Raw genomic sequence first — 15256 nt, 5'->3', positions numbered from 1 at the left:
TACTCATCGCTAGCTCGCAGCAAGCGCGCCAAGGGGTTCATTACGATCAGCAGCCCCGGCAAATCCCGGTCAGAGCCTCAGGTCACGCCGTCAGCTTCGCCAGCAATTGCTCATAGTCGTCGAAGATCAGGTCCGGCCCTCGCGTTCTCAAGGCTGCGCCCGTGTTGTAGCCGAAAGTCACCGCGCCGGACGCGATGCCCGCCCGCCGCGCCGCGTCGATGTCGCGGATCTCGTCCCCGATGGCGATGGCACGCTGCCTGTGAATCCCCGCCTGCCGGATGACTGCCTTGAACTTGGCGCTCTTGCCCCAGAGCGACGCGCCGCAGCTGAAATAGCTCACATGAGCTGCAGCTCGGCCAAGTGTGCGGCGGATGACCTCTTCGCTGTTCGAGCTCACGATCGCGATCGCAACGTCGCTTGCGGCCAGGCCCGCGAGCATCGACTCGGCACCTGGAAAGAGCGCCACCGCATCGCCGGCTTCAGCGCTCAGCCTGCGCATGTGCATCGCGATTGCCGGCATCTTCCACAAGGGAACGCCGAGGCGGGCAATGATCTCGCGTGAACCAAGCGCACGAAGCTCATCGGCCTCGCCTTCCGCAACCTCGCGGAAGCCAAACTGCCGCGCAGTCTGGTTGAGCACCGAGCAGAACCACGGAAAGCTGTCGGCCAGCGTCCCATCGTAGTCGAATATCGCAAGAGAGAAGGCAGGCATCGCGGCGACCGATCTTATGGGCTCCGGTGATTGCCGCACGCTCATGCAGCCGTCAACGCGGACCGGAGCGAGCGCACGGCCGTAGCCGCGCTCGTCATGCGCCACAAGCAACTCTGACCAAATCTCCCCTCGCTGACTGGCACAGAACGCAAGGCTTAGATCAGCGTATAGCTGCCGGCGCAGGCTTCTCCCGTGCCGCATCGACGCGCGGAGCGAGCCATGTCCGATCCAGCAATCGCCACCCCGGCCCCTCACGGCATGGACGTCGCCGACACCGCGCGACGCCTGAAGGCGATCTTCATCGGCTCGGTCGGCAACCTGGTCGAGTGGTACGATTTCTACGCCTACACCGCCTTCGCGCTCTATTTCGCGCCCAAATTCTTCCCCTCGCATGATCCGGTGGTGGTGCAGCTCAACGCCGCGACCCTGTTCGCCGCCGGCTTCATCGTGCGCCCGATCGGCGGCTGGCTGTTCGGCCATATCGCCGACCGCTACGGGCGCCGGCTGTCATTGACGGTCTCAGTGCTGATGATGTGCTTCGGCTCGCTGATCATCGCAGTGACGCCAACCTATGAGACGATCGGCTTCGCTGCGCCGGTGCTGCTGGCGCTGGCACGGGTCATCGAGGGCCTGAGCCTCGGCGGCGAGTACGGGGCGAGCGCGACCTATCTCACCGAGATCGCCCATCCCGACCATCGCGGCTTCTATTCGAGTTTCCAGTACGTGACGCTGATCGGCGGGCAGCTCACCGCGATCCTGGTGCTGCTCCTGCTCCAGAACGTCTTCCTGACCCATGAGCAGCTGGTCGACTGGGGCTGGCGCATCCCCTTCGTGATCGGTGCGATGCTGGCCGTCACCGCCATGTTCATGCGCCGAAACATGCACGAGACCGATGCCTTCAACGAGGCCAAGAAGGCCGGCCCGGCCAAGGAAAGCTCGCTGCGCGGCCTGCTGAAATACCCGCGCGAGGTCGCGATCGTCGTCGGGCTCACGGCAGGCGGCACCGCCGCCTTCTACACCTTCACCACCTATATGCAGACCTTCGTGAAGCAGACGGTCGGCCTTTCCGACATCGTCACCACCTATGTGATCGCCGGCTCGCTGATCTTCGCCTCGATCCTGCAGCCGCTCTACGGCATGCTCTCCGACCGGATCGGCCGCAAGCCGCCGCTGATCTTCTTCGGCGTCGCCGGGACGCTGCTGACCGTGCCGATCCTGTCGGCCCTGGAGCAGACCAAATCGCCCTGGGTCGCGTTCCTGTTGATCTCCGGCGCCTGGCTCTTCGTCGCCGGCTACACCTCGATCAACGCCGTGGTGAAGGCCGAACTGTTCCCGACCTCGATCCGCGCCACCGGCGTCGCCGTGCCCTATGCGCTGACCGTCTCGATCTTCGGCGGCACCGCGCCGGCGATCGCCCTGTTCTTCAAGCAGCAGGGCCACGAGCAGTGGTTCTACTACTATCTCTCTGGGGTGATCTTCATCTCGCTGCTGGTCTATTCGACCATGCGCGACACCAAACACGAATCGGCGATGCACCGGCACGAATGAGGGGCAGCCAACGCGCGTCATGCTCGGGCTTGTCCCGAGCACCTCAGGCCGGGTGAGGCTCCAGCCGGCGCTTTCTCGTCAGGAGATTCTCGGGTCTTCGCTTCGCTCCGCCCGAGAATGACGGGCTCTACGCCGCCTCGCCCTGTAGCCGCTTCAGCGCCTTCTCCCGCCCGATCAAGGGCAGCAGCTGAGCCAGCTCCGGGCCATGGTCGAGGCCGGTCAACGCCTGGCGCAGCGGCATGAACAGCGCCTTGCCCTTGGCGCCGGTCGCGGCCGCGACGCCTTGCGTCCAGCTTTTCCAGGTCGTCTGGTCGAAAGGCTCCGGCGGCAGCAGCTCCGCCGCCTGGGCCGCGAAGGCCTTGTCGGCGACGTGCGGTTCGAGCGGCCCCTCGATCACCTTCCACCAATCCTTCGCAGCCGAGAGCCGGGCGAGATTGCCGCGCACGGCGAGCCAGAACGGCTCGCTCGCCGGGATGCCGAGCTGCTTCAGCCGCTCCTCGACCGCAGCGAAATCGAGCTGGTGCAGCGTGCGGGCCGAGAGAGCTTCCAGCTCGTGCTCGTCGAACTTGGCCGGCGCGCGCGAGACATGGGCGAGGTCGACCAGCCCGGCGAGCTCGTCAAGGCTGGAGACCGGCCGGACCGCATCGGAGGAGCCGGTCAGCACGGCCAGCGCGGCGACCGCCAGTGACTCGATGCCGGATTCACGCAGGCCCCGGAGCGAGAGATGGCCGAGGCGCTTCGACAGCCCCTCGCCGCTCGCGGTGGTCAGCAGGTTGTGATGACCGAACGTGGGCAGCGCGCCGCCGAGCGCCTGCATGATCTGGATCTGCACGGCGGTGTTGGTGACGTGGTCCTCGCCGCGGATGACATGGGTGATGCCCATGTCGAGATCGTCGACGACCGAGGGCAACGTGTAGGGATAAGTGCCGTCCTCGCGGACCAGCACCGTATCGGAGAGCGAGGCGCAGTCGACATGCGACGGGCCGCGGACGAGATCGTCCCAGCCGATCTCCTCCCAATCGAGCAGGAAGCGCCAATGCGGCTTGCGGCCTTCCGCCTCCAGCCTGGCGCGCTCTTCTGCGGTCAGCTTCAGGCCGGCGCGATCATAGACCGGCGGCAGGCCGCGGGCGAGCTGGCGCTTGCGCTTGCGGTCGAGCTCGTCGGCGCTCTCATAGCAGGGGTAGAGGCGCCCCGCGGCGCGTAGCCTCTCCGCCGCGGCATCGTAGAGTGCGATCCGCTCCGACTGCTTGATGCTCGCATCGGGGACAACGCCGAGCCAGGCGAGGTCCTCGGCGATGGCATCGGCGAATTCCGGCTTCGAGCGCGCCTGGTCGGTATCGTCATAACGCAGCAGGAAGCGCCCGCCATGGCGCCTGGCGAAGAGCCAGTTGAACATCAGCGAGCGGGCGTTGCCGATGTGCAGATAGCCGGTCGGCGACGGGGCGGTGCGGACGAAGGGTGTGGTCATGACCGGCCGCTTGTCGCGCGGGACGGGCGCGAGGGCAAGGGCATGGCGCCGCCCTCGCGAAAGGAGATCGACAAGCGTTCAGATTGACGCAAGGTTAGAAGGCGACGGGGATGTCGATATCTACGCTGGGAGGCGAGGATGAGCATCACGGCTTCGGTCGGGTTCGGCGGCAAGAACACGGTTCCAGATACCCGCCTGGTCCAGGCGATGATCAACCCGCATACGGCGGCGCTCGGCATCGATCTGCTCGATGTCGACGGCGATTGCGGGCCGCTGACCAGAGGCGGGATCAAGCGCTACCAGCAGGTCTTCCTGAAGATGACGAGCCCGGATTCCAAGGTCGACCCGGGTGGCAAGACCTTCCTGCACATGGCCAGCAACCCGGCGCCGGCCGGCGTCGTGGTCAGCGCCTCGCGCCTGCCGATCAAGCTCAAGGCCGGCGACTTCCTGCAGGTGCCGGTGGTGATCGACCCTGCGGACGGCACGGTGCAGGACGCCTACACCGCCTTCGAATACGAGATTTTCGACAAGGGCGCCCGCATGGCGGGGGCGGACTACGCCTTCGGCGTGCCCAACGAGATCGAGGTCTGGCCGAATGCGCAGGTCAGGATCGGCGTGGTGCTGACCCCGGCCCTGCTGGCGCATGAGCAGTTCCACTACGATGTCGGCTTCGTGGTCTGCCGGGCGCTGGCGCACCAGCTCACCATCGCCCGCGCCCCGACGATCGGCGGGCTGGTGACGCAGCTCAACAGTCTCGTCGACTTGCACATCAAGCGCCGCGTCAAGCTGATCCAGCGCCGCTACGACGTCGATACCCAGCACGGCCTCAACGCCAAATACCAGCGCATCTGGCTCGACCGGATGACGGCCTGCATCGCCAATCCGGCGGCCAACCAGATCGGTGGGTTCTGGCTGTAGAGGGAGCGCTCCGCCGTCACTCCAGGGCAGGCCTCGGGCCTGAGCCCGGAACCCATGGACACGACGCTGCTCCAGTTCGTCGTGCTCGCCCTTGTGGCGAGCATCCACGTCTTGAACACCGCCTTCGACCAGCGAAGACGTGGATGGGACAAGCCCGACCATGACGGAAAAGGCGGTGTTCATGGGTTCCGGGCTCGCCGCTGCGCGGCGCCCCGGAATGACGATGCGTTTCTGCGCGTCAGAAATCGAAGCTCTCGCCCGCGGCCTTGCCGACGCCCTTGACCAGCGTCCGGTCGGGCTCATGCGCCGGCGCGCCGGAATCGCGGAAGCGGTTGACGATCGGGTAGCGCCGGTCGCGGCCGAAGTTCTTGCGGGTGACCTTGACGCCCGGCGCCGCCTGCCGGCGCTTGTACTCGGCGAGATAAAGCAGGCGCTCGACCTTCTGTACCGTCTCGAGATCGTGGCCGCGCGCGACGATATCGGCAAGGCGCATCTCGTGCTCGATCAGGCAGGCGAGGATGTCGTCGAGCACCTCATATGCCGGCAGCGAATCCTGATCCTTCTGATTCTCGCGCAGTTCGGCTGAAGGCGGCTTGACGATGATGTTCTCGGGGATGACCTCGCCATCCGGCCCGAGCGCGCCTGCCGGCCTCCAGCGATTGCGCAGGGCCGAGAGCCGGAAGACCTCGGTCTTGTAGAGATCCTTGATCGGATTGTAGCCGCCGTTCATGTCGCCATAGAGCGTGGCGTAACCGCATGACATCTCCGACTTGTTGCCTGTCGTCACCACCATCGGCCCGAACTTGTTCGAGATCGACATCAGCAACGTGCCGCGCACCCGGCTCTGCAGGTTCTCCTCGGTGATGCCGCGATTGGTGCCGGCGAAGAGCTCGGCCAGCGCGGCTTCGAAGCCCTCGACCGGCTCAGCGATCGGCACGATCTCGTAGCGCACGCCGAGCGCGTCGGCACACTTCTTGGCGTCGTCGAGGCTCTCCTGCGAGGTGAAGCGATAGGGCATCATCACGCAGCGCACACGCTCGGAACCCAGCGCATCGACCGCGATCGCAGCGCAGATGGCGGAGTCGATGCCGCCGGAGAGGCCGAGCACCACGCCGGGGAAGCGGTTCTTCTCGACATAGTCACGCAGGCCGAGCACGCAGGCCGCATAGTCGGCCTCGTCGCCGGCCTCGACCGGGGCGACTTCGCCGGGCAGGCAGCGCCAACCGTCCGGCCCACGCTCCCATTGCGTGATCGCGATCGTCTCGCGGAAGGCCGGTAGTTGATGGGCGAAGCTGCGGTCGGTATTGAGGACGAAGGAGGCGCCCTCGAAAACGAGTTCGTCCTGACCGCCGAGTTGATTGAGATAGACCAGCGGCAGACCGCTCTCGACGACGCGGGCGACGGCGACGTTGAGCCGCTCCTCGGTCACGCCGCGCCGGAAGGGCGAGCCGTTGGGGACCAAGAGGATCTCGCCGCCGGTCTCGGCGATGCACTCGACGACCTCCTCGCCCCAGATGTCCTCGCAGATCGGAATGCCCAGGCGGACATGGTTGCGGAAGACGACGGGGCCGGGCAGCGGGCCGGGCTCGAACACCCGCTTCTCGTCGAAGACGCCGTAATTGGGCAGGTCGACCTTGAAGCGCACCGACTGGATCAGGCCGCCATCGAGCAGGACATAGGCGTTGTAGAGCTTGCCGTCCTCGAGCCAGGGCAAGCCGAGGAGCACCGCCGGGCCGCCATCGGCGGTCTCGCGGGCGAGCGCCTCGCAGGCCTTGCGGCAGGCATCCTGGAAGGCCGGCTTCAGCACCAGGTCCTCGGGCGGATAGGCCGAGAGGAAGAGCTCCGGGAACATCACGAGTTCGGCGCCGCCAGCGGCCGCCTCGCGGCGGGCGGCACGCACCTTGTCGGCATTGCCGGCGACGTCGCCGACGATCGGGTTGAGCTGGGCGAGTGCCAGGCGGAGAGAGGTCGCGGTCATGATCCGGATGTAGCTTGCCACCGATGCGCCAGCAACGGGCCGGCGCCCTGCTCGCCCCTGCGTTTTCGCAAGGGCAGGTCAGCGAAGCACTGAGCGAAAATCGGCCGAGTAGCGCAATTCGCGCAAGGGACGCACCGCCTGCGTCGTCTGATCATAGATCGGATGGGCCTTCCAGGCGGCGAGCGCGGCCTCATCAGCGAATTCGCCATAGACGACGATGTCGATCTCGTTGCCGATCGGATCGATCCTGGCGTTGGCCGCGACCTCGAAGGTCAGCGCGTGCGGGATATCGCCGAGCCGGCCCAGCAGGCGCTGGACCATGCCGACATCCTCAGCGCGCCTGGCCGTGAAGAATACGATGTGCCGGATCATCTGCCCTCTCCTTGCAGCCGGGAATCGCGCGTCCTGACCGCGGGCGGATGTCTGATCGAGGATGATCGGATCGGCAATCCATTAACCCGACATTAGGGTTAACCGGGCATGAATCATCTCCGGGTCGGTGCAACCATCGTGCTGGCCACTGCTCGGAGAGACACGCGATGCGTGCTGGATCTATCGCCGCCCTCGCCCCCGTCGTCGCAATGGCCTGTACGCTGGCGCTTCCGCAGGGCGCGCAAGGCGCCGACTATCTCAGGGGTTCGCAGATCGAGCAGCCGGTCGAGCCGCCGCCGATGTTCGGCGGTGGGCGCTTCGACTGGTCGGGCTTCTACTTCGGTGGCGGCGCCGGCGTCAGCGATACGAAATTCAAGCCCGGCGAAGGCCTCGGCGATATGGCCAACTACGCCTTCAGGAATACCGTCCTTGGTGCCGAGGGCAACATCGGTTCTCTGGTCGGCAACTTGGCCGAGAAGCGCGACAGCGGGTCCACCTTTTTCGGCGTGGTCGGCTACAACTACCTGTTCGACGATGTCGTTCTCGGCCTGGAAGTGGACTACACGCGCTCCGGCCAGAACTACATCATCAATGACTTCATCGGACGGCGTATCACCACGTCCGAAGGTTTGAACGACGTCAACATCACTACCAGCCACGGCGCCAAGCTGAACGACTATGCCACGGCGAGGCTGCGTATGGGCTGGGCCTATGGTCGCCTCATGCCTTACGCCACGATCGGCGGCGCCGTTGGCCGATTCAATACGATCTCATCGATCCGCTCGACCTGGTTCTTAACCCGCACAAACCCGCTTACGGGCGCGACCGAAGCCTTCTACGCCGCCGGTTACACGCCGACCAATCCGTCCGTGGTCGGCGGAACCAAGAAGAACGTTTACAGCTTCGGCCTGAGCGCGGGCGCTGGCGTCGAATGGGCGGTAACCGACAATCTGCTGCTGCGCGCCGAATATCAGATCGTTCGCTTCGCTGAGGTCGAGGGTACGACTGTTACGGTGAACACAGCCCGCGTCGCCGCCGCGCTTAAGTTCTGATCCGTAGGCCTGATCAACGCTCGAAGCGCTGCCCGATCAGCTCGGTCTTCGCCCGGCTGATCATCCACAGCGTCTCCGCGCCGCCGCTGCGATCCCAGGCGATGCCCTGGCCCTCGCCTTCGATCGGATAGGTCGCGACCAGTTCGAGCACGGACCCCATCTTGGGCAGGCGCAGGGTGTAGACCTCCTTGTGGTCATGGCCGGTCGCGTAGAGCAGCCCGTCCTTGCCCCAGCTGCCACCCGACATGCTCATCGGCTCGGCCCGCTTGATCACGGCAGCAGGAAAGGTCCAGCCCTGGACCGGCTTCCAGGCTTCGTCGAACTTCACCAGCGTCGTCCAGTAGGAGTTGCCATAGGGCTGCTGGCTCTGGCCGAAGACGCGGCTGTAATTGGCGAAGACACCCCACCAGGCACCGTCATGCCGGTCGAGCCAGGTCAGCGAGCCCAGCAGGATGCCGAAGCTGTGCGAGCCGACGTGCTCGAGCGTCTGCGCATCCCAGATCTCGACCGAGCTCGTCATCGGCGAGGCCGGGTAGTTGGAATGGGCGGCGTAGAGCTTGCCGTCGATCACCGCGCCGCTGTCGAGATGGATGATCGGGCCGTCTTCGGCCCCCTTCCATTCCTTGACCAGGGCGCCGGTCGTCTTGTCGTGCTTGGCGATGGCCCGGTCGGTGATCGCGTAGACGTAGGCAGCATCGACCGCGGCCGCCTGGCGGGCCGCGGGAGCCTTGAAGCGCGCGACCTCGACGAAGCGGCCGGACGGGGCAGCGGGCTTCTTCGCCGCCTCCTGCGCCAGTGCCGGAAAGGCGACCAGACAGACGGCCAGCGCCGCCGCGAACCCAAGCTTCATTCTGGCCTCCCCATACCCTCTTGGCTTCGACCATGAGGAGCGCGGGGCGAGCGGTCAAGGCGACGGGCGGACGAGCCGTCCGTCGCCTTTTTATATCACTCGGCCGCTTCGACCTCAGGCCGCGCCCGGCCGGCGCGTTCGCGCTTGACCAGCTCGGCGACGAGGAAGGCGAGCTCCAGCGCCTGTTCGGCATTGAGGCGCGGATCGCAGACCGTGTGGTAGCGGTCGTTGAGGTCCGCATCGGTCATGCCGCGGGCGCCGCCGGTGCATTCGGTGACGTTCTTGCCGGTCATCTCCAGATGCAGACCGCCGGCATGGGTGCCTTCCGCCTGATGCACGGCGAAGAAGTTCTTCACCTCGGTCAGGATCAGGTCGAACGGCCGCGTCTTGTAGCCGCTCGCCGCCTTGACGGTGTTGCCGTGCATCGGATCGCAGGACCAGACGACGTTGCGTCCTTCGCGCTTGGTGGCGCGCACCAGGGCCGGCAGATGGTCGAAGACCTTGTCGGCGCCGAAGCGGCCGATCAGCGTCAGGCGGCCAGCCTGGTTCTGCGGGTCGAGCGCGTCGATCAGCTTGAGCAAGCCATCGACCGTGGTCGAGGGGCCGCATTTCAGGCCGATCGGATTTTTGATGCCGCGGAAGAACTCGACATGGGCATGGTCGAGCTGGCGCGTGCGATCACCGATCCAGACCATGTGGCCGGAGGTGTCGTACCACTCGCCGCTGGTTGAATCGGTGCGCGTCATCGCCTGCTCGTAGCCGAGCAGCAGCGCCTCATGGCTGGTGTAGAAATCCGTCGTGCGCATCTCGGGATGCGTCTCGGGATCGATGCCGATGGCACGCATGAAGTCGAGCGCCTCGGTGATGCGCTCGGCCACCTCCTGGTAGCGATGCGAGGCCGGCGAATCCTTGACGAAGCCGAGCATCCAACGATGCGCCTGGTCGAGATTGGCGTAGCCGCCGGTCGCGAAGGCGCGGAGCAGGTTCAGCGTCGCCGCCGACTGCCTGTAGGCCTCGAGCTGGCGGCGCGGGTCCGGAATCCGGGACTCGGGCGTGAACTCGTTGTCGTTGATGATATCGCCCTTGTAGCTCGGCAATTCGACGCCACCGATGGTCTCGGTCGGGGTCGAGCGCGGCTTGGCGAACTGGCCGGCGATGCGGCCGACCTTCACCACCGGCGAGCCGCCGGCGAAGGTCAGCACCACCGCCATCTGCAGGAACAGCCGGAAGAAATCGCGGATGTTGTCGGCCGAGTGCTCGGCGAAGCTTTCGGCGCAGTCGCCGCCCTGGAGAAGGAAGGCCTCACCGGCCGCGACCTTGCTCAACGCCCGTTTGAGCTTGCGCGCCTCGCCTGCAAAAACCAGCGGCGGAAAGCCGGCGAGCTGCTGCTCGACCGCCTTCAAGGCTGCCTGATCCGGGTATTCCGGCATCTGCTGGACGGGCTTTGCCCTCCAGCTATCGGGCGTCCACCGCTCGGACATGGGTACTGCTCCTGGTTTCACGTATCGCGCGTTAACCTCATCTTGGCGCGAAGGGCGGCCTATACACCCGCAAGTGGCCGCTGGCCACCGCTACGGCAAGAGCAGCCGACCTCAGCGCGAAAGAGCGAATCCCGTCAAGCGGTTGGCGCGATCCGCTGCTACCCGGATTCAAACGCCTGAGAGACAGATTCAACGCGTTCGGATGCCGATTCAACCGGCTCCGGGCCAGAACAGGACGACCCGCCCATGCCCAAGCGCAGCGTGTCCTCGGACCGGGTCTACAAGAGCCGGCTGCCCTTCGCCCAGGCGACGATCGCCGGCGACTTCATGTTCGTCTGCTGCGTCGGCGCGGACCTGCAAGGCAAATACGCGATCGGCGACGCGAGGCGACAGACGCAGCAGTGCATCGACAACATCAAGGCCCTGCTCGAGGAAGCCGGGGCTGGGCTGAAGGACATCGTCAAATGCACGGTCTACGTCACCGACCGGGCTTATTGGGAGCCGATGAACGAGGTCTATTTCGCGAATTTCGCGGAGGATCCGCCACACCGGGTCTCCTGCATCGTCAATGGGCTGGGCTCGCCCGACTGCCTCGTCGAGATCGACGCGACCGCCTATCTCGGCAAGGCGGACTGACCGACCGGCACGACGTCAGTTGATGCGACAACTAGATCGATCGCCCCGGTAGTCGCTTTTCATCTCAGCGCTCAACCAACCAATGGCGATCGCTCCGGCGCTGTTCGCGTCCTTCATATCGATGACGTGTGGCGGTGCGTTCTGCACCAAAGTCGCACCTCGGGCCGCTCAATTGCCGAAGAGAGTCCGCGGCAGGTCACGACTGGGAGCCACAATGGCCGAATTCACGGTGAAGCCGGTCAACTCCAACAAGGGGTTCACTCCAGTCGGCAGTCAAATTCCCACCTCAGCGATCAATCCGCCCCGCGCCTTCCGCTGCCTCCGAACTTGCCGGATCTGCTCCCCCGCGATTACGCGGCCACCAGTCCAGGACTCGCTGCTGGCGTGTTAATTGCGGGATCTGCTGGAAATCGGCGAGATATTGTTCCCAACAAGGCGCCGCGGCGCACCGACGCCAACGTAAAGAGCGCCTAGCGGGACGCTGGCCAGGCAGCCATCGCGACATCGAGCACATTGAGCAGCTCCGCTCGCTCGCCGCCGTGCTGCGCCTGCGCCGCCAAACCCTGCATCAGCACCGTATAATAATTGGCGAGGCTCTCGGTGTTCGTGCCGGGCGATAGTTCGCCGTCCATCACCGCTTTATCAAAGCGCGCACGCAGCCTGAGCGCCGTGGCGCCGCGCCATCGCGCCAGCTCCTCGCGTGTCTCCGCTGACGCTGCGCGGCTCTTCAGGGGGCCTTGGGTGGTGAAGCACACACCCGGTCCGTGCGGATCGGTGGACATCATCACAACTTCGCGCAGCCGCCGCTCGACTCCCGCTCGCGCGGACGGATCCGAAAGGCAGGTCTCCAGATCCTGTGCGCTCATGCGCGAGTAGCGTTCGAGCGATTTCAGGTAGAGCGCCTCCTTGTTCCCGAATTGCAGATAGAGGCTCGGCCGATTGATCCCCATCGCCGAGCAGAGATCATTCAGCGAGGCCGCCTCAAATCCCTTCGACGCAAAAACGCCCGTCGCCGCATCGAGCGCCGTCTCTAGACAGAATTCCAAGGGGCGCCCCCCAAGATTTTTTTCCAAACTATCCATCACTTTTGACATCTCAAGGTTTTTTACCGAAAGATACAATTCATTCTTGACTCAGCCTGAGGCGCCAACTTATACCGTGTGGTACAAAACCGCAATCGGCTAACCCTCTACCACAACTCTCCGCGGACAAAGGAAAAACCGGGGCGTTCTGCCTGGGGCAAACCGGCGCGCCATGTTTTGTATCGATCAGTAAACAACTATATGCAAAGGAATAGATTGTGTCCAAGAAACTTGCCGGAAAAGTCGCCATCGTGACCGGATCCTCAACCGGTATCGGTGCCGCAATCGCGCGGGCGCTGGCCACCGAGGGCGCTTCGGTCGTCGTCAACTACAACAGCGACCAGGTGGGCGCGGATGCCGTCGTTGCGGATATCAAGAAAGCCGGTGGCGACGCCATCACCATCGGCGCTTCCGTCACGAAGAAAGCATCGGCGCAAGCCATTGTGGACGCGGCGATCACGACGTTCGGTCGGCTCGATATCCTGGTGAACAATGCCGGCATGCACACGTTCGGTACCGTCGAGGAGGTCACCGAAGAGCAGTTCCATCAGGAGTTCGAACTCAATGTGCTCGGTACGATGTTGGTGACCGCCGCCGCCGTCCAGCACCTCAAGGCGGGCGCCAGCATTATCAATATCGGTTCGTTGGCAGCGAGGTTCCCAATGCCCGGCAATTCTGTCTACACGGCGTCCAAGGCTGCGATCGATGGTTACACCAGCGTCCTCGCCCAAGAGCTGGGACCGCGCGGTATCCGGGCCAACGCCCTGAACCCTGGCCTGACCGCCACCGAAAGAGTGATTGCCAATGGCTACGTCGGGTCCGACTTCGCCAACGCCATCACCTCGAGAACGCCACTCGGCCGCCTCGGCAAGACCGAGGAGTTGGGCAAGGTTGCGGTCTTCCTAGCGTCCGATGATTCCTCTTTTATCACCGGCGAACACCTGAACGTCAACGGCGGCGCTCGCTAACTCCCTCAATCAATCTGAAACGACCCCGGACGACGCGCGCTCGAACGGCGCGCGTCGTTGCCGTCAGTGACGACCGGGCGATCAGTGCCATCTGGCGCGCACTGGTCAAAGCTAGGACTGAAGGGCGGCGCCCACGGTGGAAGCGGGTGGAATATCTGGGCTCTGTTGCAAATTTCCATTTTGGTTATGATGGCCGCGGGTCGGGACGTCGATTACCTGGCAGCCTCGCGGTTTTCGAGTTTCTGAGCGAGCAGTGTACAGCTTCCGTCAGCGCGCTTGGTCCGATGCCGAAAGCACGTTCAACGATGCGTGCTTGGTCGGTCTACAATTCCGACGCGGTCGAGCGCGGACTCTCGGGCTGGGCGATGTATCCCGACGTGATCCCCGGCGAGCCGGTCTTCCTGACCGCGGCGAACCCGTTCGAGCGTTTCCGCATCGGTGCGAGCGGCGGCTATGACGGCGATCCGGCCAAGCGCAAATACCTGCCGGGCAACCAGTTCCCGGCCGAGGGCTACGACAACTTCGTCAAGCAGATCGTGCCGCGCTGGACCTCCACCGACCAGATGATCATCGACGCCTATATCGCCGAGGTCGACAAGGTCTGCCCCTGCGTGATCGCCTTCCACAGCCAGTCCGGCCAGTTCGGCTTCAAGGTGGCGCAGGCCCGGCCCGACAAGGTCAAGGCGCTGATCGCGGTCGAGCCGGCCGGCATCGGCGACCCGGCCAAGGCGGCGGCGCTGAAAGATATCCCGGTGCTGATGGTGTTCGGCGACTATATCGAGCAGGACGCGCGCTGGCCGGCGATCCGCAAGACGGCGACCGATTTCGGCGACAAGATCACGGCGGCCGGCGGTTCGGTCGAGGTCGTCAATCTGCCCGCCGTCGGCATCAAGGGCAATTCGCACATGATCATGCTGGACAAGAATAATCTTTCCGTCGCGCAGCTGATCCAGGACTGGCTGGCGAAGAAGGGGCTGACGAAATAGCCGGCACCTCGCTCGCCTGTTGCAGCAACCAATCGCGGAACAGGCTGATCTTGCGCGCCGTCCGGCGCCGCGACGGGTAAGTGAGCCAATAGTCGTGGCCGCCGGCGAGCATCAGGTCGAAGGGCTGGATCAACAGCCCGGCGCAGAGCTCATTCCGGAAGAAGATCGGCGAGCACATGGCCGCGCCATTGCTGGCGAGCGCGGCCGTGACTTCGAGCTGCTGGACGCTGAGATCGAAGGGCGACTCACCGGTCGTGGTTTCGGAATTGACTCCGGCGGCGGCAAACCAGCGCTCCCAGGCCTCGGTCTTGCCGATACGCATCACGCCCAGCAGATCGGAGGGCTGCGGCGGGCGGCCGAGATCGCGGAACAGGTTCGGCCCGCAGAGCGGGGTGAACTCGCTCTTCATCAGCCAATGCGCCTCCAGCCCGGGCCATTGACCGCTGCCGCGACGGATCGCGACATCGCAATCGTCGGCTTGCGGTTCGCGCAGCCCGACCTGCGTGACCATCCGTACCGCCAGCCCCGGATTCTCGCACTGGAACAGGCCGAGGCGCGGCACCAGCCAGTTCGAGGCGATGGTCGGCAGCGCCTGAATCGAGAGCACGCCCTCGGCCGTCTCGGTCACCGCGGCAAAGGCCGCGCGTAAGCCGTCGAATGAATCCATCACCGATGACGCCAGACGTTCGCCGGCCTCGGTCAACGCGACGCGGCGCGACAGGCGCTGGAACAGCGGCAGGCCGAGCCGCTCCTCCAGCAGCTTGATCTGATAGCTCACCGCCGCCTGCGTCATGCCGAGTTCGACGGCAGCGCGCGTGAAGCTGCCATGGCGCGCCGCGGCCTCGAAGGCGCGGACCGCGCTGAGCGGCGGCAGGCCGGTCAGCAGATCACTCATCAGCTGGCCTTATGCGTCAGGCGTAAAATCCGGTTTGTCCGCAGCAGCGCCAATCGGCATCTCTAGGCCATTATAGCCACCGGGAGCCGAACGATGACGGCCGATGTTAGCAGGAAAAATGGATACGTCAGCCTTATGCCAGCAATCAGAGCAGCGCTTGCTCGGTTGCGCCAATTCCAACGCAATCGCTTGGTCGAACTCGACGACCGCCTCGACCCGGAGGGCCTGAGCTCTCACATGGCGCGCGATGTCGGGCTCAACTATGCAAGCCTCCTCCATGACAGCCGCCGCGCCGACCGCGGCTTCTGAC

General features: G+C 65.0%; 15 protein-coding genes. 7 read left to right on the top strand and 8 right to left on the bottom strand.

All coding sequences use genetic code 11. The features are described 5' to 3' along the window. Window positions 1-82 precede the first annotated feature (82 nt). Window positions 83-817 (bottom strand): HAD hydrolase-like protein, encoded by a 735-nt coding sequence (locus ACSQ3M_RS23705; protein ID WP_436152523.1) that lies wholly within the window; start codon window positions 815-817, stop codon window positions 83-85. 114 nt (window positions 818-931) lie between these two features. On the opposite strand from ACSQ3M_RS23705, the gene ACSQ3M_RS23700 reads away from it, so the two are divergent. Continuing rightward, complete coding sequence (locus tag ACSQ3M_RS23700) at window positions 932-2260, top strand: MFS transporter (RefSeq protein ID WP_436152522.1); 1329 nt, start codon at window positions 932-934, stop codon at window positions 2258-2260. 127 nt (window positions 2261-2387) lie between these two features. On the opposite strand, the gene gltX is transcribed toward ACSQ3M_RS23700, so the two are convergent. Beyond that, window positions 2388-3728 (bottom strand): glutamate--tRNA ligase, encoded by a 1341-nt coding sequence (gene gltX / locus ACSQ3M_RS23695; protein WP_436152521.1) that lies wholly within the window; start codon window positions 3726-3728, stop codon window positions 2388-2390. Window positions 3729-3866: 138 nt separating this feature from the next. On the opposite strand from gltX, the gene ACSQ3M_RS23690 reads away from it, so the two are divergent. After that, window positions 3867-4646 carry a hypothetical protein gene (locus ACSQ3M_RS23690; RefSeq protein WP_436152520.1) on the top strand — a complete coding sequence of 260 codons (780 nt, stop codon included), beginning with the start codon at window positions 3867-3869 and terminating at the stop codon, window positions 4644-4646. 238 nt (window positions 4647-4884) lie between these two features. Here ACSQ3M_RS23690 and ACSQ3M_RS23685 read toward each other — a convergent pair whose 3' ends face one another. Next, a complete protein-coding gene (locus ACSQ3M_RS23685) occupies window positions 4885-6624 on the bottom strand; it encodes an NAD+ synthase (protein WP_436152519.1) in 1740 nt (579 codons plus the stop codon). A gap of 78 nt (window positions 6625-6702) precedes the next feature. Then, window positions 6703-6996: a Dabb family protein gene (locus tag ACSQ3M_RS23680; protein WP_436152518.1), complete on the bottom strand. Its 294-nt coding sequence runs from the start codon at window positions 6994-6996 to the stop codon at window positions 6703-6705. Between the two features lie 167 nt (window positions 6997-7163). Here ACSQ3M_RS23680 and ACSQ3M_RS23675 point away from each other — a divergent pair, with 167 nt between their 5' ends. Then, complete coding sequence (locus ACSQ3M_RS23675) at window positions 7164-8048, top strand: outer membrane protein (RefSeq protein WP_436152517.1); 885 nt, start codon at window positions 7164-7166, stop codon at window positions 8046-8048. 13 nt (window positions 8049-8061) lie between these two features. On the opposite strand, the gene ACSQ3M_RS23670 is transcribed toward ACSQ3M_RS23675, so the two are convergent. Then, the gene (locus ACSQ3M_RS23670) at window positions 8062-8898 is read right to left on the bottom strand and encodes a cycloisomerase (protein ID WP_436152516.1); all 837 of its coding nucleotides are present in this window, start codon (window positions 8896-8898) and stop codon (window positions 8062-8064) included. 95 nt (window positions 8899-8993) lie between these two features. Continuing rightward, window positions 8994-10379: a class II 3-deoxy-7-phosphoheptulonate synthase gene (locus ACSQ3M_RS23665; RefSeq protein WP_436152515.1), complete on the bottom strand. Its 1386-nt coding sequence runs from the start codon at window positions 10377-10379 to the stop codon at window positions 8994-8996. 246 nt (window positions 10380-10625) lie between these two features. Here ACSQ3M_RS23665 and ACSQ3M_RS23660 point away from each other — a divergent pair, with 246 nt between their 5' ends. Then, complete coding sequence (locus ACSQ3M_RS23660; RefSeq protein ID WP_436152514.1) at window positions 10626-11015, top strand: RidA family protein; 390 nt, start codon at window positions 10626-10628, stop codon at window positions 11013-11015. 470 nt (window positions 11016-11485) lie between these two features. Here the strand turns inward: ACSQ3M_RS23660 and ACSQ3M_RS23655 are convergent, their stop codons facing one another. Continuing rightward, the gene (locus ACSQ3M_RS23655) at window positions 11486-12109 is read right to left on the bottom strand and encodes a TetR/AcrR family transcriptional regulator (RefSeq protein ID WP_436152513.1); all 624 of its coding nucleotides are present in this window, start codon (window positions 12107-12109) and stop codon (window positions 11486-11488) included. Window positions 12110-12315: 206 nt separating this feature from the next. Between ACSQ3M_RS23655 and ACSQ3M_RS23650 the strand changes: the two genes are divergently transcribed. Continuing rightward, on the top strand, window positions 12316-13065 hold the full coding sequence (locus tag ACSQ3M_RS23650) for an SDR family NAD(P)-dependent oxidoreductase (protein ID WP_436152512.1): 750 nt from the start codon (window positions 12316-12318) through the stop codon (window positions 13063-13065). Window positions 13066-13370: 305 nt separating this feature from the next. Then, on the top strand, window positions 13371-14051 hold the full coding sequence (locus tag ACSQ3M_RS23645) for a hypothetical protein (RefSeq protein ID WP_436152511.1): 681 nt from the start codon (window positions 13371-13373) through the stop codon (window positions 14049-14051). Here ACSQ3M_RS23645 and ACSQ3M_RS23640 read toward each other — a convergent pair. Next, window positions 13975-14946, bottom strand: a complete 972-nt coding sequence (locus tag ACSQ3M_RS23640) for a LysR family transcriptional regulator (protein ID WP_436152510.1) — start codon at window positions 14944-14946, stop codon at window positions 13975-13977. The genes ACSQ3M_RS23645 and ACSQ3M_RS23640 overlap by 77 nt on opposite strands. 93 nt (window positions 14947-15039) lie before the next feature. Between ACSQ3M_RS23640 and ACSQ3M_RS23635 the strand changes: the two genes are divergently transcribed. After that, window positions 15040-15255, top strand: coding sequence for a hypothetical protein (locus tag ACSQ3M_RS23635; RefSeq protein ID WP_436152509.1), 216 nt, complete (start codon window positions 15040-15042; stop codon window positions 15253-15255). Window position 15256: the final 1 nt, after the last annotated feature.

The organism is Allobosea sp. LjRoot90 (assembly GCF_964254315.1).
Lineage (GTDB): Bacteria > Pseudomonadota > Alphaproteobacteria > Rhizobiales > Beijerinckiaceae > Allobosea.
Note: the sequence above shows the minus strand (reverse complement) of the source record. Positions and strands in the feature narration are given on the sequence as shown.